24 protein-coding genes and 1 pseudogene are annotated in these 23558 nt (G+C 61.6%); 14 read left to right on the forward strand and 11 right to left on the reverse strand.

Annotation, left to right across the window (positions count from 1 at the left end; all coding sequences use genetic code 11):
• The first annotated feature begins 85 nt into the window (after positions 1–85).
• Together pcsA and AC1DKH_RS25660 are read left to right on the forward strand one after the other, a co-directional pair.
• On the forward strand, positions 86–808 hold the full coding sequence (gene pcsA, locus AC1DKH_RS25655; protein ID WP_477752771.1) for a phosphatidylcholine synthase: 723 nt from the start codon (positions 86–88) through the stop codon (positions 806–808).
• Between the two features lie 2 nt (positions 809–810).
• Complete coding sequence (locus AC1DKH_RS25660) at positions 811–1197, forward strand: DUF488 domain-containing protein (protein WP_477752772.1); 387 nt, start codon at positions 811–813, stop codon at positions 1195–1197.
• Between the two features lie 133 nt (positions 1198–1330).
• Here the strand turns inward: AC1DKH_RS25660 and AC1DKH_RS25665 are convergent, their stop codons facing one another.
• Positions 1331–2143 carry a class I SAM-dependent methyltransferase gene (locus AC1DKH_RS25665; protein ID WP_477799681.1) on the reverse strand — a complete coding sequence of 271 codons (813 nt, stop codon included), beginning with the start codon at positions 2141–2143 and terminating at the stop codon, positions 1331–1333.
• Positions 2144–2187: 44 nt separating this feature from the next.
• On the reverse strand, positions 2188–2457 hold the full coding sequence (locus AC1DKH_RS25670) for a DUF4242 domain-containing protein (RefSeq protein ID WP_477752774.1): 270 nt from the start codon (positions 2455–2457) through the stop codon (positions 2188–2190).
• Between the two features lie 178 nt (positions 2458–2635).
• Here AC1DKH_RS25670 and AC1DKH_RS25675 point away from each other — a divergent pair, with 178 nt between their 5' ends.
• Positions 2636–3613, forward strand: a complete 978-nt coding sequence (locus AC1DKH_RS25675) for an AraC family transcriptional regulator (RefSeq protein ID WP_477765279.1) — start codon at positions 2636–2638, stop codon at positions 3611–3613.
• 76 nt (positions 3614–3689) lie between these two features.
• The gene (locus tag AC1DKH_RS25680; protein ID WP_477799682.1) at positions 3690–4151 is read left to right on the forward strand and encodes a GNAT family N-acetyltransferase; all 462 of its coding nucleotides are present in this window, start codon (positions 3690–3692) and stop codon (positions 4149–4151) included.
• 17 nt (positions 4152–4168) lie between these two features.
• Here AC1DKH_RS25680 and AC1DKH_RS25685 read toward each other — a convergent pair whose 3' ends face one another.
• The 3 genes from AC1DKH_RS25685 to AC1DKH_RS25695 form a co-directional block, all read right to left on the reverse strand.
• Positions 4169–5386, reverse strand: coding sequence for a cytochrome c biogenesis protein DipZ (locus tag AC1DKH_RS25685; protein ID WP_477799683.1), 1218 nt, complete (start codon positions 5384–5386; stop codon positions 4169–4171).
• 146 nt (positions 5387–5532) lie between these two features.
• Positions 5533–5745 carry a hypothetical protein gene (locus tag AC1DKH_RS25690; RefSeq protein WP_477752778.1) on the reverse strand — a complete coding sequence of 71 codons (213 nt, stop codon included), beginning with the start codon at positions 5743–5745 and terminating at the stop codon, positions 5533–5535.
• Between the two features lie 48 nt (positions 5746–5793).
• Positions 5794–6057, reverse strand: coding sequence for a DUF2790 domain-containing protein (locus AC1DKH_RS25695; RefSeq protein ID WP_477799684.1), 264 nt, complete (start codon positions 6055–6057; stop codon positions 5794–5796).
• A gap of 295 nt (positions 6058–6352) precedes the next feature.
• Between AC1DKH_RS25695 and AC1DKH_RS25700 the strand changes: the two genes are divergently transcribed.
• Both AC1DKH_RS25700 and AC1DKH_RS25705 read left to right on the forward strand, forming a co-directional pair.
• Positions 6353–7093, forward strand: a complete 741-nt coding sequence (locus tag AC1DKH_RS25700) for a response regulator (RefSeq protein WP_477752780.1) — start codon at positions 6353–6355, stop codon at positions 7091–7093.
• The gene (locus AC1DKH_RS25705) at positions 7090–8400 is read left to right on the forward strand and encodes an ATP-binding protein (protein ID WP_477799685.1); all 1311 of its coding nucleotides are present in this window, start codon (positions 7090–7092) and stop codon (positions 8398–8400) included. The genes AC1DKH_RS25700 and AC1DKH_RS25705 overlap by 4 nt, the downstream gene beginning before the upstream one ends.
• Before the next feature lie 882 nt (positions 8401–9282).
• On the opposite strand, the gene AC1DKH_RS25710 is transcribed toward AC1DKH_RS25705, so the two are convergent.
• Positions 9283–9579, reverse strand: coding sequence for a DUF1330 domain-containing protein (locus AC1DKH_RS25710; protein WP_477765534.1), 297 nt, complete (start codon positions 9577–9579; stop codon positions 9283–9285).
• 70 nt (positions 9580–9649) lie between these two features.
• On the opposite strand from AC1DKH_RS25710, the gene ribBA reads away from it, so the two are divergent.
• From ribBA to AC1DKH_RS25740, 6 genes are all read left to right on the forward strand, one after another.
• Positions 9650–10759 (forward strand): bifunctional 3,4-dihydroxy-2-butanone-4-phosphate synthase/GTP cyclohydrolase II, encoded by a 1110-nt coding sequence (gene ribBA, locus AC1DKH_RS25715; protein WP_477799686.1) that lies wholly within the window; start codon positions 9650–9652, stop codon positions 10757–10759.
• 321 nt (positions 10760–11080) lie between these two features.
• Complete coding sequence (locus AC1DKH_RS25720; protein ID WP_477752784.1) at positions 11081–12106, forward strand: ABC transporter substrate-binding protein; 1026 nt, start codon at positions 11081–11083, stop codon at positions 12104–12106.
• A complete protein-coding gene (locus tag AC1DKH_RS25725; protein WP_223463131.1) occupies positions 12103–13035 on the forward strand; it encodes an ABC transporter permease in 933 nt (310 codons plus the stop codon). The genes AC1DKH_RS25720 and AC1DKH_RS25725 overlap by 4 nt, the downstream gene beginning before the upstream one ends.
• Positions 13036–13041: 6 nt before the next feature.
• Positions 13042–13851, forward strand: coding sequence for an ABC transporter permease (locus AC1DKH_RS25730; RefSeq protein WP_007976227.1), 810 nt, complete (start codon positions 13042–13044; stop codon positions 13849–13851).
• Between the two features lie 17 nt (positions 13852–13868).
• On the forward strand, positions 13869–15023 hold the full coding sequence (locus AC1DKH_RS25735) for an ABC transporter ATP-binding protein (RefSeq protein WP_477799687.1): 1155 nt from the start codon (positions 13869–13871) through the stop codon (positions 15021–15023).
• A gap of 264 nt (positions 15024–15287) precedes the next feature.
• Positions 15288–17003, forward strand: coding sequence for an amidase (locus AC1DKH_RS25740; RefSeq protein WP_477799688.1), 1716 nt, complete (start codon positions 15288–15290; stop codon positions 17001–17003).
• Between the two features lie 45 nt (positions 17004–17048).
• Here AC1DKH_RS25740 and AC1DKH_RS25745 read toward each other — a convergent pair whose 3' ends face one another.
• Positions 17049–18047 (reverse strand): bile acid:sodium symporter family protein, encoded by a 999-nt coding sequence (locus AC1DKH_RS25745; RefSeq protein WP_477752787.1) that lies wholly within the window; start codon positions 18045–18047, stop codon positions 17049–17051.
• Positions 18048–18132: 85 nt separating this feature from the next.
• Between AC1DKH_RS25745 and AC1DKH_RS25750 the strand changes: the two genes are divergently transcribed.
• The gene (locus AC1DKH_RS25750) at positions 18133–18921 is read left to right on the forward strand and encodes an AraC family transcriptional regulator (protein ID WP_477799689.1); all 789 of its coding nucleotides are present in this window, start codon (positions 18133–18135) and stop codon (positions 18919–18921) included.
• Between the two features lie 158 nt (positions 18922–19079).
• Here the strand turns inward: AC1DKH_RS25750 and AC1DKH_RS25755 are convergent.
• The 3 genes and pseudogenes from AC1DKH_RS25755 to AC1DKH_RS25765 all read right to left on the reverse strand — a co-directional run.
• Positions 19080–19255: pseudogene (locus AC1DKH_RS25755) on the reverse strand (IS110 family transposase); the annotation flags it as partial.
• 133 nt (positions 19256–19388) lie between these two features.
• Positions 19389–20258, reverse strand: a complete 870-nt coding sequence (locus AC1DKH_RS25760) for an NmrA/HSCARG family protein (RefSeq protein ID WP_477799690.1) — start codon at positions 20256–20258, stop codon at positions 19389–19391.
• A 34-nt stretch (positions 20259–20292) separates the two neighbouring features.
• Positions 20293–21228: an NADP-dependent oxidoreductase gene (locus AC1DKH_RS25765; RefSeq protein WP_477799691.1), complete on the reverse strand. Its 936-nt coding sequence runs from the start codon at positions 21226–21228 to the stop codon at positions 20293–20295.
• 102 nt (positions 21229–21330) lie between these two features.
• Between AC1DKH_RS25765 and AC1DKH_RS25770 the strand changes: the two genes are divergently transcribed.
• On the forward strand, positions 21331–22206 hold the full coding sequence (locus AC1DKH_RS25770) for a LysR family transcriptional regulator (protein WP_477799692.1): 876 nt from the start codon (positions 21331–21333) through the stop codon (positions 22204–22206).
• 218 nt (positions 22207–22424) lie between these two features.
• On the opposite strand, the gene AC1DKH_RS25775 is transcribed toward AC1DKH_RS25770, so the two are convergent.
• On the reverse strand, positions 22425–23558 hold a 1134-nt coding region (locus AC1DKH_RS25775; protein WP_477799693.1), incomplete at its 5' end, for an acetate--CoA ligase.

A 23558-nucleotide genomic window follows, 5' to 3' on the forward strand; every position in this document is an offset into this window, starting at 1 on the left:
CGATACCTGCAACCCGACCCGGTTTGCCATCGCCCCCATACGCGGGGTGACAACTGGCTTGCTTCATTCACTGGAGAACGCCCCCGTGATTTCAACCCTACGAATCGCCAGACTCAAAGCATGGGGCGCCCATGGTTTTACCGCCACTGGCGTGGTCACCGCTTTCCTCGCCACCCTGTCCCTGCTGGATAACCAGCCGACCCATTGCCTGCTGTGGCTGGGCGTCGCCCTGATCGTCGACGGGCTGGACGGTGCACTGGCGCGCAAGGTCAATGTGCAGTCAGTGTTGCCGAGCTTCGATGGCTCGATCCTCGACCTGGTGATCGATTACCTGACGTATGTGTTTATCCCGGCACTGTTCATCTATCGCTACATCCCGTTGCCGGACTACACCTTGCTGCTGAGCGTGTCGCTGATTCTGGTGTCGTCGCTGTTCTGCTTCTGCAACGTCAACATGAAGAGCAAGGACAACTACTTCCAGGGCTTCCCCGCCGCCTGGAACGTGGTTGCCCTGTGCCTGTACATCATCGCTCCGTCGCCGTGGATCACCTTTGTTACGGTGATTGGCCTGGCGCTGCTGACCGTGACCCGGATGAAATTCCTGCATCCGTTCCGCGTGCGCCGGTTCATGCCGATCAACATTGCGGTGACGGCCATCTGGTTGCTGTGCAGTTTGTCGCTGGTGCTCAACCACCCGGTGATCAACCCGTTGGTGATGGGGCTGTGGCTGCTGATGTCGGCGTACTTCCTGGGCATCTGCTTATGGCGCACGGCGCTCGAGTGGTTTGACCAATCGCGGCTCAAGTAGCCATGGCGGTCCATATTGTTCAACTCGGATCACCCCGTCGACCCGACGAAGGTTTGCGCCTGGGTACGGTACGCCGCCCTCCCCGTGGCGTACCGAAAGCCGAATTCGCCTGTCGGGATTTTTATGATGTCTGGCAGCCGCTGCTGTCGCCCAGCGCGGAGCTGGTGGCCGAGGCCAAGGCTGCGCAAGATGCCAAGGCCTGGGAGGTGTTCAGACGCAAATTCAAGGCCGAGATGAGCCAGCCCGCTGCCAGTCAGATGCTCGACCTGCTGGCTGCGTTGTCCCATCAGACATCCCTGGCCGTGGGCTGTTATTGCGAGGATGAAGCGCATTGTCACCGGTCGGTGTTGCGCGAGTTGCTGGAGGCGCGTGGGGCCGTAGTGATTTAGATGCCATTGACCACCACACAACCCCTGTGGGAGCGAGCTTGCTCGCGATGGCGGTGTATCAGACACAGCACTGTGACTGGAAGACCGCTATCGCGAGCAAGCTCGCTCCCACAGTTTTTTGCAGGGTTGTCAGCTACCGCCGCGTAATCACTACCTCCAGGTATTCACTCGGCACCACCAGCGACTTGTCGCCCGCCCGGTTCATCCGGTTGATCAGCTCGGTCAGGTCGGTCTCCAGGGCCTTGGCGCCATCCGCGGGCAGCGCGGCGAAGGCCTTGTGCACCGGCCCGTACCACTCGCGGAAGGTGTCGATGAAATGCGCCGCCGAGCGATAGCGGAAATTGAAGGTGCGACGCGTCACCTGGAGCAGAAATTCCCGCTCGTCAAAATGCTCGTGCAGCCAGGCTTCAGTACCCCAGCGCGAGGGCGGATTCGCTCCCGGCGGGGGTGGCAGGTGCTGGCCCAGGGTCTTGAACATCTGGCCGACGAAACCTTCCGGCGTCCAGTTGGCCAGGCCGATCCGGCCGCCCGGGCGGCAAACCCGCGCCAGTTCCGTGGCGGCTTTGGGCTGGTCCGGCGTGAACATCACGCCGAAGGTCGACAGCACAGCATCAAAACTGCCGTCGGCAAAGGGCAAGGCTTCGGCATCGGCGACCTGGAAGGAGACGTTCAGGCGTTCTGCCCGGGCCCGTTCTTCGCCGCGTTCGAGCAAGGCCGCGACATAGTCGGTGGACGTCACCTGGCAACCACGGCGTGCAGCCGCGAGTGTCGCGTTGCCGTTGCCGGCAGCAACATCGAGCACGCGCTCATCGCACAACAGGTCGCAGGCTTCGGCCAGTTGCTCGCCGACAATTTGCAGGGTGGTGCCGATCACGGCGTAGTCACCGCTGGCCCAGGAGGCCATCTGGCGGTTTTTCAAGGCAGTCAGGTCAATGGGTGTACTCATGGAGGCGGTCTCTGGGTTGAAACACAAATCGGGTCCGGCCGCGGTTACTCCGCCGTTGTCGGATCGATGATGTTCATGACCTGGGAAATGCGGTTGGCAGGAAAACCGCTCAGCCTGGCGTGCTCCTGGATCTGCGCCTCGCTCGGCGAGATGTACACGCAATAGAGCTTGTCACCAGTGACATAACTCTGCAGCCACTGCACCTCTGGCAACTCACGCAAGGCCCGGCAGGACTTTTGCGAAGCGGCTTTCAAATCCCTTTCCGACAGAGCTCCGGCGCCCTGGATCTCACGTTCGATGACGAACTTAGGCATGGCAACCTCTCTTTATTGTTCTGGATGGCAGGGCGGCACTCACCCTGTGGTCAAACTATCGTCCTGACGGGCGCTGGCGTCCTGCCCGATCGTCGCCCAACCCTGCCCGATCGTCCGGAGATTCCACGTTGCGCGCCGGCGCGTTCACAATCAGGAACCCTCCCACGGGGAAACCCCAATGGACGCTCTGTCACAGACCCTGCGCGTCGTGCATCTGGTCGGCGCGATCTTCATCAACGCCCGCTTCACTGCGCCCTGGTGCTACCAGTCGCCCAGCGCCGATACGGCGGCGCCGTTTCTGGAGCCCGATGCGGAACGGGTGGTGATCTTTCACCTGATCACCGAGGGCGAGTGCTATGTCGAACTGGGCGATGACCCGCCGCTGCTGCTGAGTGCGGGCGACGTGGTGATCTTCCCCCAGGGCGATGCCCATCGCATGTGCTCACGTCCCGGATTACCCCCGGCCACGGGTGCGCGACTGGATGCGGTGTTGGCGCGGCGGCCCCGGCAGCTGAGTTATGGCGGGGGTGGCGCGGTCACCCGCCTGGTGTGCGGGTACCTGGCGTGCGACACGCGCCTGGCGGGCATGTTACTCAAGGGCTTGCCGGCCGTGGTGCGGGTCAATGTGCGCGGCTCGGATGCCGGCATCTGGCTGGAATCCTCCGTGCGCTATGCCCTCGCCGAAGCCCGCTCGCCCCGCCCCGGCGGCGAAGGGGTATTGGCCAAACTCGCCGAAGTGCTGTTCATCGAAGTGCTGCGCCTGTACATGAATGAACAGGGCGAAGGCCGCACCGGCTGGCTGGCCGGTGTGCGCGACCGCATCGTCGGCGCTGCCCTCAACGCCTTGCATAAAAAACCCTGCCACGCCTGGACGCTGGACGAACTGGCGCGCACCGCCAGCACCTCAAGATCGGTATTGGCCGAACGTTTCCAGCAACTGGTGGGGGTGTCGCCGATGCAATACCTGACGCAATGGCGCATGTTGCTGGCCGCCAATCTGTTGCGCAGCAGCAACAGCTCCTTGACGCGGATCGCCGAAGAAGTCGGCTACCAGACCGATACCGCCTTCAGCCGCGCCTTTCGTCGCGAGTACGGTGCGCCGCCGGCGGCGTGGCGGCGCGCTCAGGTGGCCTCGAATCACTTGAGCGGTCGCTGAGCCAGCGCAGGCGACAGCACCGCCCAGGCCCGCTACTCTCGCTAACCAGCGACTGACCTCTGAAAGGACTCACAACATGGCACCCCGCCTGGACTGGCTTGCTCGACATATGCGGCACAGCAACACATTCGCTTCGTGGATCCACCAGCAGTTCCACTACGAATACGCCGGACAGCCCCTGCCTGACTGGCAACGTGAGTTCACCGAAGGCCAAGACAACGGCGACTGGAAATGTCTGATCGCCCTCGACCACGACGAGCTGGTGGGCGGCGCAGCACTGGCCAGGGCCGACCTGGACCATCGCCCGGATCTGGGGCCGTGGCTCGCTTGCGTGTTCATCACCCCCGAGGCACGCGGCAAGGGCCTGGCAGAGCGATTGATCGAAGGGATTTGCGCGCAAGCCAAAGCCAGCGGCGAGAAGAGGATCTACCTGCACACCCAGGACCAGAGCGCTTATTACGCCAAGCGCGGATGGGTGGTGCTGGAGCGTTTTGAAGCGTGGGAAAAAGATCAATGGCTCATGGCTCGGGACCTGTGAGCCATTGATCAAGCGGATTACGCCGCAGGCGCGCTGGCCCTGGCCTCCTGCAGCAACTGCTGAATCATTTGTTCCTGCGTGTCGTAGCTGCCTTCACCGAAGTGGGTGTAACGCACCTGCCCCTTGGCATCGATCAGGTAGTGCGCCGGCCAGTACTGGTTGTCGAAGTTGCGCCAGATCGCGTAGTTGTTGTCGATCGCCACCGGGTAGGTGATGCCGTACTCCTTCACCTTGGCCCTGACGTTGTCGATGATGCGTTCAAAGCCGTATTCGGGCGTGTGCACGCCGATCACCACCAGTCCGTCCTTTTCATATTTCTTCGCCCAGTCCTTCACGTACGGCAGGGTGTGCTTGCAGTTGATGCAGTCGAAGGTCCAGAAGTCCACCAGCACCACTTTGCCTTTCAGCGCTTCGTTGGTCAGTGCGGGCGAGTTGAGCCAGTCCACTGCGCCGGACAGCGACGGCATGGCGCCCTGGGCATTGCCCATGGTGCTGTCGGCCTTGACCTTGCTGACCAGGTAATCGACGACTTTCGGCACGGTCTCCAGCACGCCCTTCTCGACACTGCTGACACCTTGCGAAGAAGTATTGGCCAGCAACAGGTCGTTGGCCCCCGTTGCAATCACCGCCGCCCCGGCCAGCACCGCAACCCCGGCGCCACGGCGCAACCAGCCCGTAACCGGAATCGACGGTTTCAAGCGATTGACCAGGCCGCGACCGGTAAAGATCAAGGTGCCCAGGGACAGCGCACTGCCCGCACCATAGGCCACCAGCAACAGACTGGTGCCGGCGTTCGCGCCCTGCAGCATGGCGCTGGTCAGAATCACCCCGAGGATCGGCCCGGCGCAGGGTGCCCAGAGCAACCCGGTGGCGACACCGATCATGATCGAAGCCAGCGGCCCGGACACCTTGCGCGAGTTCGGGTCGATGCGATTACCCAGTAGCACGAAGGGCCGCGCCAGCCAGTCACCGACCCGAGCGGAAATCAGCGACAGGGCGAACAGCACCATCACCACTAGCGCTACGTGGCGGCCGGTGTTGCTGGCCTGAATCACCCACTCACTGCTGACCACGGCCAGGCTGGAGACCAGGGCAAAGGTCAGGACCATGCCGCCGAGGGTGAGCAGGATCGAGGAGCGTGTGCGGTCGGCCCCGGCAAACAGCAATGGCACGACCGGCAGGATGCACGGGCTGAGGACGGTCAATATGCCGCCCAGGAAAGCGATGAGTAACATGGGATCACCTGATGCAAATTAGAGGGCAACACATCACCACTGTAGGAGCGAGCCTGCTCGCGATAGCGATTGTTCGGTCAACGATGTATCGCCTGACCCGACGCCATCGCGAGCAGGCTCGCTCCTACAATGGATTGGGGGTGTTCTCAAGCGGTCTGTTCATTCAGCAACTGCCCCTGCGGCGTGCGGCTGGAACCGTCTTGCGCAAGGAACCCATGGGTGCCCTTCTCTGCCACCGGCGTGAGCTGGAAGCAGGTGTTGCTGGCGCAGGCACTTTGCTCGACAGCGGCGTTGGCATGGGCTGCCGCACCGGCGACGGAAAAGGCGATGGCGGTCAGGTAGCGGGAAACGTTGTTCATGATGTCCTTCCTGTTGCAAATGGATTAAGCGGTCGTTGATCGCAACACTCAGTTTTCCGAGTTGCAGTTGTCAGCCAACTTGCGGTAATCCAGCACCTGGGTTTTGGACTGGGAATCGAGGTACGTCAGCTGCGCATTCACCACGCCGCAGGACGCTGTAGTGTCCTCGGTCAGCGACACCACTTTCCTGATGTCAAGTTGGGTGCCGTAGGTGTAGGTTTTCGGAGCGACATCGGCTTCGGCACGGGCCGACAGGGTGCAGATGTTCAGTGCGGCAAACAGGCACGCGGCGTAGATGGCTTTGGTGTTCATGGCGAGTTCCTCAAGGTTTCAAAAGGTTGATCCGAAGCGGTCTGGTTTGCCTCGATGGAACCTATTAAATGCTTGCGAGGTATCTCGTCTGTGTCGGGAATCGGCTTGAATCAATCGGTACGTATCAGAACCGGGCGCAGATACAGAGCAATACAAAACCGCTGAAAATCGGCTTTTTTGCCTTCGTGTGTATCCTCAGGCAAGCCAGATACACTGCAATACAAAGGGCGGCAGGCGAGCCCGCCCAGGCTCGATAGACTGTGTGGCATTCCCCATTTATCAGAGGTTTGGCCCAATGGATCACGTTGATCACATCCTCATCGTTGACGATGACCGCGAAATCCGCGAGCTGGTAGGCAACTACCTGAAGAAGAACGGCTTGCGCACCACGGTCGTGGCGGATGGACGGCAGATGCGCGCTTTTCTGGAAACCACCCCGGTGGACCTGATCGTGCTGGACATCATGATGCCGGGGGACGATGGCTTGCTGTTGTGCCGCGAACTGCGCGCCGGCAAACACAAGACCACGCCAGTGCTGATGCTCACCGCCCGCAACGATGAAACCGATCGCATCCTCGGTCTGGAAATGGGTGCCGACGACTACCTGGTCAAGCCCTTCGCGGCCCGTGAACTGTTGGCGCGGATCAACGCGGTGCTACGGCGCACCCGCATGCTGCCACCGAACCTGGTGGTGACCGAAGCCAGCCGTCTGCTGGCCTTCGGGCGCTGGCGCCTGGACACCTCGGCCCGTCACCTGCTCGACGAAAACGGTACCATGGTGGCCCTGAGCGGTGCCGAGTATCGATTGCTGCGGGTGTTTCTCGATCATCCGCAACGAGTGCTCAACCGTGATCAGCTGCTGAACCTGACCCAGGGCCGCGATGCCGACCTGTTCGACCGCTCCATCGACTTGCTGGTCAGTCGCCTGCGCCAGCGCCTGCTGGACGACGCCCGCGAACCGGCCTACATCAAGACCGTGCGCAGCGAAGGCTATGTGTTCTCCCTGCCGGTGGAAATCCTGGGCGATCGATCATGACGCAGGCGCTGCATTGGCCGCGGACCCTGGCCTCGCGGCTGTCGCTGATTTTCCTGATCGGCCTGATCCTCGCCCAGGCGCTGTCCTTCGGCGCGCAGTATTACGAGCGCTACGAATCCTCGAAAAACACCATGCTCGGCAACCTGGAAACCGACGTTTCCACGTCCATAGCCATCCTCGACCGCTTGCCCGCCAACGAGCGATCCGGCTGGCTGCAACAACTGGAGCGGCGCAATTACAGCTACCTGCTCAATGAGGGTTCGCCGGGCACGCCCATACGCACCGACATGCCCGATACGCCCATTGCCATTGCCTCGATCAAAGACGCCATCGGTCACGATTACCCGATGACTTTTACCGACATCCCCGGGCCGAAAAAACATTTTCAAGTGCACTTGAACCTGGCAGATGGCAGCCCGCTGACCATCGACGTCCGTCCGGCGATGGTGCCGTTGTCGCCCTGGCTGCCCATCGTATTGCTCGGGCAACTGGCGCTGATGCTGGCCTGCTCCTGGCTGGCGGTCAGAATCGCCATCCGCCCCCTCACCCGCCTCGCCGGTGCCGTCGAAACCCTGGACCCCAACGCGCACCCAGTACTCCTGGACGAAAAAGGCCCGACCGAAGTCGCCCACGCCGCCAAGGCCTTCAACTCGATGCAGGCACGCATCGCGGCGTACCTGAAGGAACGCATGCAGTTGCTCGCGGCGATTTCCCACGACCTGCAAACCCCGATCACCCGCATGAAACTGCGCGCCGAGTTCATGGACGACTCCAGCGAAAAAGACAAACTGTGGAACGACCTTGGCGAGATGGAACACCTGGTCCGCGAAGGCGTGGCCTACGCCCGCAGCATCCACGGCGCCACCGAAGAAAGCCGCCGCACCGACCTCGACTCGTTCCTCGACAGCCTGGTGTTCGACTACCAGGACGTGGGCAAGGACGTTCGGCTCACAGGCAAAAGCGCCACCGTCATCGACACCCGCCCCCACGCCTTGCGCCGGGTGCTGGTCAACCTGACGGACAACGCATTGAAATTTGCCGGTGCTGCCGAGTTGCAAGTGGAAAAACAGGCCGATGGCAACCTGTCGATCAAGATCCTCGACCGCGGCCCGGGCATCGCTGAAGAAGAACTCAAGCAAGTGATGGAACCGTTCTACCGCGTGGAAAACTCCCGCAACCGCAGCACTGGTGGCACCGGGTTGGGGCTGGCGATCGCCCAGCAATTGGCAATTGCCATTGGAGGGTCGTTGACCTTGAGCAATCGTGAGGGTGGCGGGTTGTGTGCGGAGTTGCGATTGCCGGTGTAGATCTTTTCGGTTTCGGTTCCGGTTCTCGGGTTTACTCGGGACTTGTGGCCACTGAAGATCCCTGTGGGAGCAAGCTTGGTCCGGGCGGCGTTCCGACGATGGCTTTGTGTCAGGCGGCATGGATTTTTGAGGGTGTACCTATCCGTTGCTGCGGTAACGGCCACTTAGGGTTCCGCCCTTACGGCGGGTCACTTGGAAAAGCGGAACGCCGCCCGGCCCCAAGTAACCAAGGGCTCTTGCCCCTGACATTCGGTGCCTCGCCCAGGCTCGGCATGCCCTCGCTCCGGTCCTGCTCCGTGGGCCCGCCGCCATCGGCCATCCATGCCGGGTTGCCCACTGCGCAGAACCTCCACTCGGCCTCACGAGGGGGCGTGTACCGCAAAAGCAAAAACGAGGCGGCCTACCGGCCGGCCTGGTTCTTCATGCRTGCGCATTTCCCTGTAGGAGCTGTCGAGTGCAACGAGGCTGCGATCTTTTGGCTTTATTACTTACAAACAAGATCAAAAGATCGCAGCCTTCGGCAGCTCCTACAGTTGAGCTGGGTACATTCGAAAGAAATTGGTCGGCTGGCAGGCCTTGATCTTGATCCACCCGCCCCCTCGGCAGGCTGAGCGGAGGTGTTTATCCGGGGATTGGCGCGCAGCGCCGTTCGACGCAGTCGAACTCATTGCATGTAGGTCGAAGCGAAGCCGACCGGAGGGCAATGCCCCCGGATGAATGCCGGAGCGAAGGAACGCCGAGCCTTAGCGAGGGGCCGTACGTTCGGGGCGAGCGTTTTTTTGGTTACTTTTTTTAGGCGCTCTTGTAAAAAAAGGGACTCGCCGTAAGGGCGAAACCGCCAGCCGCCGTTACCGCAGCAACGGATATGTACTCAGTCGCCATTCAGAGCGGCGCCACGCCCTCGACAATAATCACCTCAGCCGAAGCCACCCCTTCACGATACCCCCTAGCCTCCTGATACAACGCCGAGTGATAACAAGCCACCGCCTGCTCATAGGAATCGAACTCGATCACCACGCTGCGTTGCGGCGTAGCCCGGCCTTCCATCGCCTCGCTACGCCCACCGCGAGCCAGAATCCGACCGCCATACAGGGCAAACGCCTGCGGCGCCCGCTGAGTGTATTGGCTGTATTGATCGGGGTCGGTGACATCCACGTGAGCAATCCAGTAAGCCTTCATAGTGACCTCTCGGTTTATTTTGTATTATGGTATACCACATTACCAATCCAACAAACACTGAGACTCCAGCATGGCCTTCAACAGCATCGAAGAAATCATCGAAGATTACCGCCTCGGCAAAATGGTTCTGCTGGTGGACGATGAAGACCGGGAAAACGAAGGCGACCTGTTGCTGGCCGCCGATTGCTGCACACCCGAGGCGATCAGCTTCATGGCCCGGGAAGCCCGCGGCCTGATCTGCCTGACCCTGACCGACGAGCACTGCAAACGCCTGGGCCTGGAGCAGATGGTGCCGAGCAACGGCAGCGTGTTCAGCACCGCCTTCACCGTGTCCATCGAGGCCGCCGTCGGCGTGACCACCGGTATCTCCGCTGCGGATCGGGCCTGCACCGTGGCCGCTGCCGTCGCCGCCCATGCCGGCCCTGCCGACATCGTGCAACCCGGCCATATCTTCCCGTTGCGCGCCCGGGAAGGCGGCGTGCTGACCCGTGCCGGCCATACCGAAGCCGGCTGCGATCTGGCCCGCCTGGCCGGCCATACGCCCGCCTCGGTGATCGTCGAAGTGATGAACGATGACGGCACCATGGCCCGCCGCCCCGACCTGGAAGTGTTCGCGCGCAAGCACGGGATCAAGATCGGCACCATCGCCGACCTGATCCACTATCGCCTGAGCACCGAACACACCATCGTGCGCATCGGTGAACGTGACCTGCCGACCGTGCACGGCACCTTTCGTCTGATCACCTTTGAGGATCACATCGAAGGCGGTGTCCACATGGCCATGGTCATGGGCGATCTGCGTCGCGATGAGCCGACGCTGGTGCGCGTGCATGTGATCGATCCGTTGCGCGATCTGGTCGGCGCCGAATACAGCGGGCCGACCAACTGGACGTTGTGGGCCGCCTTGCAGCGCGTCGCCGCCGAAGGCCACGGCGTGGTGGTGGTGCTGGCCAATCACGAATCCTCGCAGGCGCTGCTCGAACGCGTGCCGCAACTGACCCAGCCGCCCCGGCAGTTCAGCCGTTCGCAGTCACGGATTTATTCGGAGGTGGGTACTGGAGCGCAGATCCTGCAGAACCTTGGCGTGGGCAAGCTGCGTCATCTGGGCCCGCCACTGAAATATGCGGGCTTGACCGGGTATGACCTGGAGGTGGTGGAGAGTATTCCATTCACCGGGTGACTCTTGGCGTAGCACATTTCCCTGTGGGAGCGAGCTTGCTCGCGATAGCGGTATGACAGTCAACACTGGTATCGACTGACACGCCCTCATCGCGAGCAAGCTCGCTCCCACAGGGGATTGCGTAACCGGGCAACCTTCGGAACCACTGAAAATCCACTTTCGGCTGATAGCCGGTACGGCAAAGTGCTTGCACAAAGTTTGGAATACCATAATATGATATTCCATAGACCGGACAGTCAGCACTGACTCGACGGACTTACTGCTCCCGATAGGCGGGCACTCCAAAGCCCCGCTCATAAACACAACAATGAGGGCGTGAAAATGGTGTTGAACAAACGTGCGACCGCGGTTCTTTTTGCAGGACTGCTGAGCGTGACCAGCCAGGCATTGCTGGCGGCTGAAAGCGTCAACTTCGTGAGTTGGGGCGGCAGCACCCAGGATGCACAGAAGCAGGCCTGGGCCGACCCGTTCAGCAAGGCCAGCGGCATCACCGTTGTGCAGGATGGCCCGACCGACTACGGCAAGCTCAAGGCCATGGTCGAGAGCGGCAACGTGCAGTGGGACGTGGTCGACGTCGAAGCCGACTTCGCCTTGCGCGCCGCCGCCGAAGGCTTGCTCGAACCCCTCGATTTCAAAGTGATTGAACGCGACAAGATCGACCCGCGCTTCGTCAGCGATTACGGCGTCGGCTCGTTCTTCTTCTCCTTCGTCCTCGGCTACAACGAAGGCAAGCTCGGCGCCAACAAGCCTCAAGACTGGTCCGCGCTGTTCGACACCAAGACCTACCCCGGCAAACGCGCCCTGTACAAATGGCCAAGCCCAGGCGTGCTGGAACTGGCGCTGCTGGCCGACGGTGTAGCGGCGGACAAGCTCTACCCGCTGGACCTGGACCGCGCCTTCAAAAAACTCGACACCATCAAGAAAGACATCGTCTGGTGGGGCGGCGGCGCGCAGTCGCAGCAGCTGCTGGCCTCTGGTGAAGCGAGCATGGGCCAGTTCTGGAACGGCCGGATTCATGCCCTGCAGGAAGACGGCGCCCCGGTCGGCGTAAGCTGGAAGCAGAACCTGGTCATGGCCGACATCCTGGTCATTCCCAAGGGTTCGAAAAACAAGGACGCGGCGATGAAGTTCCTGGCCAACGCCAGCAGTGCCAAGGGCCAGGCCGACTTCTCCAACCTGACCGCCTACGCCCCGGTCAACGTCGACAGCGTGCAGCGCCTGGACTCGGTGCTGGCCCCGAATCTGCCGACCGCCTACGTAAAGGATCAGATCACTCTTGATTTCGCGTACTGGGCCAAGAACGGTCCGGCCATCGCGACACGGTGGAACGAATGGCTGGTCAAATGAAAATGACGGCAACCGCATCCCGTCCCTCCACGTCAGTCGGGAGCGCCCCTGGCGCTGCCGGCAAGGCGGCTGCAATGACGCAATCGCCAAGCCTGGCCCAGCGCTGGCGCGGATCGAGCAACCTGATCCCCGCCCTGCTGTTTCTCGGCCTGTTCTTTCTCGCGCCGCTGATTGGCCTGCTGTTGCGCGGCGTGCTGGAACCGGTGCCGGGTCTGGGCAACTACGAGCAACTGTTCGCCAACTCCGCCTACGCACGGGTGTTGTTGAACACCTTCTCGGTGGCGGGACTGGTGACGCTGTTCAGCCTGTTGCTGGGCTTCCCGCTGGCCTGGGCAATCACCCTGGTGCCGCGCGGCTGGGGCCGCTGGATCCTGAACATCGTGCTGCTGTCGATGTGGACCAGCCTGCTCGCCCGCACCTACTCCTGGCTGGTGTTGCTGCAAGCCTCCGGGGTGATCAACAAGGCGTTGATGGCCATGGGCATCATCGATCAGCCGCTGGAGATGGTGCATAACCTCACCGGCGTGGTGATCGGCATGAGCTACATCATGATCCCGTTCATCGTGCTGCCGTTGCAGGCGACCATGCAGGCCATCGACCCGATGATCCTGCAGGCCGGTTCCATCTGCGGCGCCAGCCCCTGGACCAACTTCTTCCGGGTGTTCCTGCCGCTGTGCCGGCCGGGGCTGTTCTCCGGCGGTTTGATGGTGTTCGTGATGTCCCTCGGTTACTACGTGACCCCGGCGCTGCTGGGCGGTGCACAGAACATGATGCTGCCCGAGTTCATCATTCAGCAGGTGCAGTCGTTCCTCAACTGGGGCCTGGCGAGTGCCGGCGCCGCGTTGCTGATCGTGATCACGCTGGTGCTGTTCTACTTCTACCTGAAGCTTCAGCCGGAATCCCCGGTTGGCGCCAGCAACGCGAGGTAAGCCGTCATGCTCCTGACCCCCAATGCCATGAGCCGGCGCATGCGCTTCGGCCTGTATGCCACCACCGGGCTGATCGGTCTGTTCCTGCTGTTGCCGATCGTGTTCATCGTGCTGCTGTCGTTCGGCTCGTCGCAATGGCTGGTGTTCCCGCCGCCGGGCTGGACGCTGAAATGGTACGGCCAGTTCTTCTCCAACGCCGACTGGATGAACGCCGCCATGGCCAGCCTGAAAGTCGCGGTGCTGACCACGTTCTTCGCCGTCGCGCTGGGCCTGCCGACCGCTTTCGCCCTGGTGCGTGGCCGCTTCCCCGGCCGGGAAATGCTCTACGGCCTGTTCACCCTGCCGATGATCGTGCCGCTGGTGATTATCGCCGTGGCGGTGTACGCGCTGTTCCTGAAACTCGGCTACACCGGGACCATGTTCGCGTTTGTGGTCAGCCACGTCATCGTCGCGTTGCCGTTCACCATCATCTCGATCATCAACTCGCTGAAGCTGTTCGACCAGTCGATCGAGGATGCAGCGGTGATCTGCGGCGCCTCGCGCCTGCAAGCGGTGTTCAAGGTGACCTTCCCGGCGATCCGTCCGGGCATGGTGGCTGGCGCCCTCTTCGCCTTTCTCGTCTCGTGGGATGAAGTGGTGCTGAGCGTGATGATGGCCAGCCCGACCCTGCAAACCCTTCCCGTGAAAATGTGGACCACCCTGCGCCAGGACCTGACGCCCGTGATCGCCGTCGCTTCGACGCTGCTGATCGGCCTCTCGGTATTGGTCATGGTGATCGCCGCCGCTCTGCGCCGGCGCAACGAAATCAGCGCCTGAGCGCCCAGGAGTACGACATGAGTGCAGTGATCAAAGATTCCCCGCAGCAAAATGACAAGCCCCTGGTCAGCCTGCGTAACCTGAACAAGCACTACGGCGACTTCGCCGCCGTGGACAACATCTCGCTGGACATCAAGGACGGTGAATTCCTCACCTTCCTCGGCTCCAGCGGCTCGGGCAAAAGCACCACGCTGTCGATGCTCGCCGGCTTCGAAACCCCGAGCAGCGGCGAGATCCTGGTCAACGGCCAGTCGCTGGTCAACGTGCCGCCGCACAAACGCGACATCGGCATGGTGTTCCAGCGCTACTCACTGTTCCCGCACCTGTCGGTACGCGACAACATCGCCTTCCCGTTGGCCATTCGCAAACTGGCCGCCGCCGAACGCGAACGCCGGGTCGATGCGATGCTCAAGCTGGTGCAGCTTGAGCAATTTGCCCATCGCCGCCCTTCGCAACTCTCCGGTGGCCAGCAGCAACGAGTCGCCATTGCACGGGCGCTGGTTTATGAGCCACGCATCCTGTTGATGGACGAACCCCTCGGTGCACTGGACAAGAAACTGCGTGAAGACTTGCAGGATGAACTGCGCCAACTGCATCGGCGCCTGGGCATCACCATCGTCTACGTGACCCACGATCAGGAAGAAGCCATGCGTTTGTCCCAGCGCATCGCGATTTTCAGCCACGGCAAAATCGTCGGCCTCGGCAGCGGCTATGACCTGTACCAGAATCCGCCGAATGCCTTTGTAGCGTCGTTCCTCGGCAACTCGAATTTCCTCAAGCTCAAGGCTCAGGGTAATGCGGTAGCGTCGTTTGAAGGTCAGGCGCTGTCGATCCGACTCACGGCCGGCCTGCACACCGATCAGGACGTGCTGCTGATGGTGCGTCCGGAAAAAGCCCTGGCCCTGAGCAATGAACAAGCCCTTGCCGAACCGCTGGCCGCCGGCTGGAACGAAGTCTCGGCCAAGGTCGTGGAAGTGCTGTTTCTCGGCGAAAGCCAGACCTGCAGCGTGGTCACCGCGGGCGGTACCTCGATGACGGTCAAGGCACTGTCCGCCGCCGGCATGCCGCTCAAGGCCGGTGACCCGGTGCGGGTGCGCTGGGCCACCGCCGATGCCTGCGTCTACACCGAATGGGCCGAAAGCGACCTGAACAAGGCCGCCGGCGCTCACTGATCCATTGGCCTGCGCGCGCGGGCCACTATAATGAGTCACCCTCGGGCCACCACAACGTCGGGTTGTGGTGGCCTTTTTTCTGTCGCCTGTAAGATAAATTGGACAACGGATTCCTAAAATCCCGGTTTAATGCTAAATAGTGCTCAGTATTTTTAACACCCGACCCTGTCGTGCCACACAGTGCAACGAGAATAACGATATGAAAGTCCATTTCGAGAAAAGTGAAGTGTTTGGGACCCTCCACCTGCAAGCGGCGGTGGCAGCATGATCGAAGTTACCGAAGTTTCCATTGCCGAGCTGCGCGCCGCGCTCGAATCCGGCCAGACCACCTCGGTTGAACTGGTCCAGGCTTATCTCGCGCGGATCGACGCCTATGACGGCCCCGAAACGCCAACGGCGCTGAATGCGGTCGTGGTGCGCAACCCCGAGGCGCTCGCCGAAGCGCAGGCGTCCGACGCCCGTCGCGCCAAGGGCCAGACGCTGGGAGCGCTGGACGGTATCCCTTACACCGCCAAGGACAGCTATCTGGTCAAGGGCCTCACCGCCGCTTCCGGCAGCCCGGCCTTCAAGGACCTGGTCGCCTATCGCGACGCGTTCACCATCGAGCGCCTGCGCGCCGCCGGGGCGATCTGCCTGGGCAAGACCAACATGCCGCCGATGGCCAACGGCGGGATGCAGCGCGGCGTCTACGGCCGCGCCGAGAGTCCGTACAACGCTGACTACCTCACCGCCCCATTCGCCTCCGGTTCGTCGAACGGCGCGGGTACTGCCACTGCCGCGAGTTTCGCGGCCTTCGGCCTGGCGGAAGAAACCTGGTCGAGCGGCCGTGGACCGGCCTCGAACAATGGCTTGTGCGCCTACACGCCTTCGCGCGGAGTGATTTCGGTGCGCGGCAACTGGCCGTTGACGCCGACCATGGACGTGGTCGTGCCGTTTGCCCGGACCATGGCCGACCTGCTCGAAGTGCTCGACGTGGTGGTGGCCGATGACCCGGACACCCGTGGCGACCTGTGGCGCCTGCAACCCTGGGTGCCGATTCCGAGCTCGTCCCTGGTGCGCCCCAAATCCTACGCGGCGCTGGCCGCCAACAGCGAGGCGCTCAAAGGCAAGAAGTTCGGCATTCCACGCATGTACATCAACGCCGACCCTGAAGCCGGCACATCCGAAGCGCCGGGCATCGGTGGGCCGACCGGCCAACGCATCAACACCCGTCCTTCGGTGATCGGCCTCTGGGAACAGGCGCGCAACGCCCTCGAAGCCGCAGGCGCCGAAGTGCTCGAAGTGGACTTCCCGCTGGTTTCCAATTGCGAAGGCGATCGCCCGGGCGCACCGACCGTGTTCAATCGCGGCATCGTCTCCAAAGAATTTTTACACCATGAACTGTGGGACCTGACCGCCTGGGCCTTCGATGATTTCCTGCAAGCGAACGGCAATCCCAAACTGAATCGCCTCGTCGATGTCGACGGCCCGCAGATCTTCCCTCACGACCCGGGCACCCTGCCCAACCGCGAAGGCGACCTGGTTGCCGGCATGGACGAATACGTGCGCATGGCCGAGCGCGGCATCACCCCGTGGGACCAGATCAGCACGATGCCGGACGGCCTGCGCGGACTGGAGAAAACCCGCAAGATCGATCTGGAAGACTGGATGGATCGCCTGGGCCTCGACGCGGTGCTGTTCCCGACGGTTGCCGATGTGGGCCCGGCGAATGCCGATGTCGATCCGCAATCGGCAGATATCGCCTGGAGCAACGGCGTATGGGTCGCCAACGGCAACCTCGCCATCCGTCATCTTGGCGTGCCAACGGTCACCGTGCCGATGGGCGTGATGCCGGACATCGGCATGCCGGTCGGCCTGACGTTTGCCGGGCGCGCCTATGACGACTCGTCGCTGCTGCACCTGGCGTCGGCGTTCGAGTCGACCGGCAACAAACGCATGATCCCGCCGCGTACCCCGCCATTGGTCGCTGACAAGCGCTGACCGGTAAAACCGTGGCGGCTCACGCGAGCCGCCACGGCTGGCAAATCAGGGATCAACCTGGGCCATCAGTTCCGGAATCGATTCCGGCCGATTGGCATAACGCTGCGCCAGCACTGCACAGACCATCAATTGAATCTGGTGGAACAGCATCAGCGGCAAGATCAGCAAGCCAATGGTGCTACCGGCAAACAACACCTGCGCCATCGGCACGCCGGTCGCCAGGCTTTTCTTCGAGCCACAGAAGAGAATGGTGATGCGGTCTTCCTGGTTGAAGCCGAATGCCTTGCCCAGCACGGTCGACGCCAGCAACACCAGCGCCAATACGATGCAACAGACCACCACCAGCCCGACCAGATCCAGCAACGGAATCTGCTGCCAGAGCCCCTCGATCACCGCCTCGCTGAACGCGCCGTAGACCACCAGCAGAATCGAACCCTGATCGACGAACTTCAACCAGCTCTTGTTGCGCGCTACCCAATTGCCGATCCAGCGCCGCGCGATTTGCCCGGCAATGAACGGCAGCAGTAACTGCACGCTGATCTTGAGGATGGCGTCGAGGGTCGAGGCGCCTTCACCGTGCACATTGAGCAGCAGGGTCACCAGCAACGGCGTGAGGAAAATCCCGAACAGGCTGGATGCTGCCGCGCTGCAAATCGCCGCCGGGATATTGCCCCGTGCCAGCGAAGTAAAGGCAATCGCCGATTGCACCGTAGCGGGCAGCGCACACAGGTAAAGCATGCCCATGTACAGGTCGTTGCCGATCAGCGGCGACAATAGCGGTTTTAGCGCCAGGCCGAGCAACGGAAACAGCACGAAAGTCAGGCTGAACACCAGCAAATGCAGACGCCAGTGCCCAGCACCGGCAATGATCGACTCGCGGGACAGTTTGGCGCCATGCAGGAAAAACAGCAGCGCGATGGCGATGTTGGTCAGCCAGCCAAAACCGACCGCGACCTGACCGCTGGCGGGCAGCAGGCTGGCGAGCGTCACCACGCCGATCAGGGTCAGGGTGAAGTTGTCGGGTAACAAACGGGGGCGAGTCATGGGGTTGATCATCCGGGGGTTGCCAGTACGTGAAAGCGACTCTAACGTGCCTGATAATTACCGACTAACGCCGATGAGCCAGCTGATGCCGCCTAAAGGACATGACAAGAGTGTTCGACGCAGTATTCCCGGACTGTCCAGCCTGCCACGACCGCTCTACGGTCGCACCGAATCGCTGCCCAATCGCGCCCTGACCCGGCGCCACAGCCATCCGTGGGTGCAGCTTTCCTATGCGATTCAGGGCGTGCTCGAAATACAGACCGGCGTCGGGCGCTTCGTGGCCCCGCCGGAGCGTGCGGTGTGGATTCCGGCGGGCATGCCGCACCGGGTGTTCAGCTCGCCGCGCACGGAAATGCGCAGCCTGTACATCGATTGCAGCGTCTCGACGTGGGCGCCGCCGGGCTGTCATGTGCTGGGGGTCAGTGATTTGTTGCGTGAGTTGATCCGCGCCTTTAGTCAGATTCCGGTGGAATACGATCAGAACGGTCCGCACGGCCGGTTGGCCCAGGTGATTCTGGATCAATTGGCTGAGGCGCCGCAGATCGATTTGATGCTGCCCCTGCCCCAGGACAGCCGATTGCGGCAAATCGCCCAAAGCCTGGAGTCGCACCCGGAGCAACAGACCACCCTCAGCCACTGGAGCGACAAATTCGGCGTCACCGAGAAAACCCTCAGTCGCCTGTTCCTGCGCGACACTGGCCTGACGTTTCGCGCCTGGCGCCAGCGCTTGCGCCTGCTCGGCGCCCTGACGCCACTGGAACAGGGCGAGCGAGTGACCGACGTCGCGCTGGCCTGTGGCTACGACTCGACGTCGGCGTTTATCGCTGCGTTCCGCCAGCAGTTCGGCGAAACACCGGGGGAGTTTTTTCGCTGAGCCCTGCACAGGAAAAACTGTGGGAGCAATTCAATTCTTTTATTGCCTATCAGGCCGCCATCGCGAGCAGGCTCGCTCCTACAGTTGTGTTGGTTGCTCGCGGATTCTGCGGATAGCCGCGAACCCTGTGGGAGCAACTGCCTTCACCATGCCACTCGTCACCGCCATTCGGTGCCGTCCCGCAACATGGCATTCAGCCTAATCAGTAAGACTCGCATGCAGGCAAGAGCGCGACTTTCGCGCTCTTGCCTCGCTCCCGAAGAGCGTCATAGCGTGCCTTGAAGTCTGGCTGATGAAGGATTACGACCCAGCAAGACATGTAAAGCGCAGGTCGACCCTATGTTCCTGCCGGCAATGTCTGGCGCCGTTCGTCCATTGAGGGAGTAGTGGTATGGCGAACGAGGACAGATTTTTATGGGGGCGGCGCACCAGCCAAGAAATAAACCCGCCCTCACCGCCCTGGCTGTTTAAACCTCTGCAATGGCCTCGCGAACGAAGTCTTCATAGGTGCGCAGCGGGTGCCCGATGATGGTCTGAAGCTGTTCTACGGTTCCTTCAGTTGCTTGCATGCCGAACGTCTGGATACCCGTCATCATCAGGCGCATGTCATAAGCCAACCAGGTGGGACCATACGAAGCCAGCTGTCCTTCGAAGGCCGCCACATCGTCACCGCCGTAGGCAATGTCGCGACCCAGGGCGGAACTCCAGATCTTCGCCACGGAAGCACCGGTAAGCGCTTGCGGTCCAACCAACTCCAGGGTTACACGATCCAGAGCAGAAGACGCTTTGTCGCGTCGCAGCAACTCTGCAACGGCAACATCGGCGATGTCGCGTGCATCTATCATCGAGACGCCCGCCGAGCCGATTGGCATCGGGTACACCGAGTAGTTCTGAATCGTCTGCTGGACCATGAGGTCGTTTTGCATGAAGTAAGCCGGACGCAAAATGGTTGCGGGGATGTCCTGGCTTTCGATCATGCGTTCCACCGTATGCTTGCCGGTGAAGTGCGGCACATTGGTGAACTTGTCGGCATGAATCACAGACAGGTAAACGAGGCGCTCGATGCCAGCCTCGCGAGCAAGGTTCAGCGTGATGAGGGCTTGCGTCACCTCATCGGGCGTAACGGCGTTGAGCAGAAACAGCGTCCGCACCGACGACAGCGCGACGCGCATCGAAGGTACATCGGTGAGGTCTGCGACAACTTCAGTGACGCCGGCCGGGAAGTCCCGCTTACCAGGTTGGCGCACAAGGGCTTTGACCTCGGCGCCCGCGCTGGCAAGGCCCTGAGTGATGAGTGAACCAATGGTGCCCGTGGCACCAATAACGAGAATGCTCATTTTTGAATTTCCTACAGTGGATACTTAGGGTGGATTAGCGAGAGAAGTCCGCAACGACCTTGCCAGTCCGTGAAGCGCTGCGATTGCGTTCGATGGCCTCAGGGATGTCGGCGAAGCCAACGACCTTGCCGATCCTGGACTGCAGCGTGCCGCTGGCGATTTCCTGGGCCAGCGTCTCCAGCAACTCGGGGTCGGGCTTGTTCATGAACCAGAGGCCTCGGCGATTCGCCGGCGTGCGCGCCAGAATGTCGGGTGATGACGTGCCGACAATGACGCCGTTTTCCGCCAACACCTGCCACGAGCGATCCAGTACCTCACCCCCGACGTAGTCGAGCACCAGGTCAATGTCCTGGACGACATCCTCGAAACGTTGGGATTGATAGTCGATGACATGATCCGCGCCGAGGCTGCGCACATAATCCAGGTCAGCCGTACCCGCGGTTGCGAAGACCTCGGCGGCGGCCCGCTTGGCGTACTGCACGGCATAGGCGCCCAGCCCACCGGCAGCACCATGAATAAGGATTCGCTGGCCTGGATGAATCGGACCCGCATGATGGAGGCTCTTCCAGGCCGCCACGGCTGCGACGGGTACAGCGGCAGCATGGACGTCATCAAGGTTTTCAGGCGTAAGGGAGAGGCTCGCTTCACTGACGCTCACGAATTCGGCGTACGCGCCCAGCCCTCCCACCGCGCCCATGACGCGATCGCCAACACGAAAGCGAGAGGCACCGGGCCCGACAGCCTCGACAACACCCGCCATTTCGGCGCCCAGTACTATTGGCAATGGAAGCGGGAAGGCATTTCGCACATGGCCTTCGCGGACCTTCCAATCGATGCCGTTCACGCCGGCGGCACGAACTCGAACCAGAACCTGGTTTTGTCCAGGTTCTGGTTTTTCGATCTCGGCCACTTGCGCGGCGTCAGCGCCGCCGTATGCCCGGATCAGTACCGCGCGTTGCATGGTGCTCATTGCAGTTCCTCGTATCGAGTTCCGATGACGAGAAGATATGCTGTTGCACAGATAAAGCAGAGACACCAAAATACAGACACTTCGTTTCAAAAATGGAACACCATGAACCTGAACGCTCTGATCGATTTCACGCTCGTCGCAACGAATGAGGGGCTCGGGAAGGCGAGCCGTGCGAGCGGCATATCCAAAGCCACCTTATCGCGCCGAATCTCCGACCTTGAGGAACAACTGGGCGTGAGGCTGATCGAGCGCAGCGCTCGCGGCCTGAAGCTCACCGAAGCTGGCGAAATGCTGATGGCTCGAACAGAAGGTCCATTGGGCGAGGTGGCCGAAGCCATGACGGCGGCCCGTGAGGGCGTATCGACACCCCGCGGACGCTTGCGTGTCGCCTCCCCAGTCCTGTTCTCCCAGCTTGCGATGGGCCGCATTGGCGCCGAATTCTGTGCCGCCTACCCGGAGGTCGAAATCGAAGTCGTGGCGGAGGATCGCCTGGTCGACCTTGTGGAGGAACAATTTGACGTCGCCATCCGGATCAACCCGACCCCAGACAGCAGTTTGGTCGGCCGCTGCTTCGCCAAGGACCGGCTGGTAGTAGTGGCTGCGCCAGAAGTACCTAAGCCAATGCCCGGCGCAATCAGACCAATTCCAGGCATCGTAACTTCGAGTTTCCAGCCCACCCACTGGAGTCTCGATGGAGGGCAGTTGGTCCTGGAGCCGATCCCAAAGCTGCGGTTCTCTTCGTTACTGATGGTCCGCGACGCGGCTATCGCCGGTGGTGGTGTTGCCCTAATTCCACAGTCCATCGCATGGAACCAGCTTGCCCGTGGCGAGTTGGTCCAGTGGGGCACGGTATCGGGTGTAGAACCCGCGCTCTGGGTCTTGCATACATCCAGGCGTCTTGCTGCTCCGAAAGTTCGCGCATTCGTCGATTTCATGTGCGCGAAATACCCGGACATGTCTCTGGTTTTAAAGGGATAGAAGCCCACTCCCTGTATCGCCTTTCTGCCAGCGATCCCATATCAGTTTTTTCTGGTTTTCGGTGCAATAGATCCGAGGTCGCTGCTTCATCTGCAACACTCCTCCTGTCTATACAGAATCTAGTGTGTTGCATCGATCGGTTGAATCCACAGGACAAAGAAGCTCCTCCCGGTAAATGACCGGGCGAAGCTTCATCCTCGACATGGCTTTTTTGTAGTTTATGAAGCGTTCATGGTTTTGTGGGTGTCGATCAGATACTGCACCACACCTGGATCGGCCAGGGTGGAAATATCCCCCAACCCATCGTATTCGGCCGTCGCAATCTTGCGCAGAATCCGCCGCATGATCTTGCCCGAACGGGTTTTCGGCAGCCCCGGTGCCCACTGAATGACATCCGGCGAAGCGATCGGACCGATCTCCTTGCGCACCCAGTTTTTCAGTTCCAGGCGCAGTTGCTCGTTCGGCTCTTCACCGCTGTTGATAGTGACGTAGACATAAATGCCCTGCCCCTTGATGTCGTGCGGCACACCGACCACCGCCGCTTCGGCGACTTTCGGGTGCGCGACCATCGCGCTTTCGATCTCGGCGGTGCCCATGCGGTGGCCGGACACGTTGAGCACGTCGTCCACGCGACCGGTGATCCAGTAGTAACCATCGGCATCGCGACGGGCGCCGTCACCGGTGAAGTACATGCCACGGAAGGTCTTGAAGTAAGTGTCGACGAAGCGGTCATGGTCGCCAAACAGCGTACGCGCCTGGCCTGGCCACGAATCGAGAATCACCAGGTTGCCCTCGGCCTCGCCTTCGACGATGTTGCCCAGGTTGTCCACCAGGGCCGGCACCACGCCGAAGAACGGACGCGCCGCAGAGCCTGGCTTGAGCGCATGAGCGCCCGGCAGCGGGCTCATCATGTTGCCGCCGGTTTCGGTCTGCCACCAGGTGTCGACGATCGGGCAACGGGACTTGCCGACATTCTTGTAGTACCAGTCCCAGGCTTCCGGGTTGATCGGCTCGCCCACCGAACCCAACAGGCGCAGGCTGCTGCCATCGGCGCCTTCAACGGCGGCGGTGCCCGAGGCCATCATGGCGCGGATCGCCGTCGGCGCGGTGTAGAGGATGTTGACCTTGTGCTTGTCGACGATCTTCGACACCCGGGTGATGTCCGGGTAGTTCGGCACGCCTTCGAACAGCAGCGTGGTCGCACCGTTGGCCAGCGGGCCGTAGACGATATAACTGTGGCCGGTGACCCAGCCGACGTCGGCGGTGCACCAGTAGATTTCACCCGGGCGGTAGTCGAACACGCGCTCGTGGGTCATGGCCGCGTACAACAGGTAACCGCCGGTGGTGTGCTG

The sequence above is a fragment of the Pseudomonas sp. 05L36 genome (assembly GCF_056398125.1).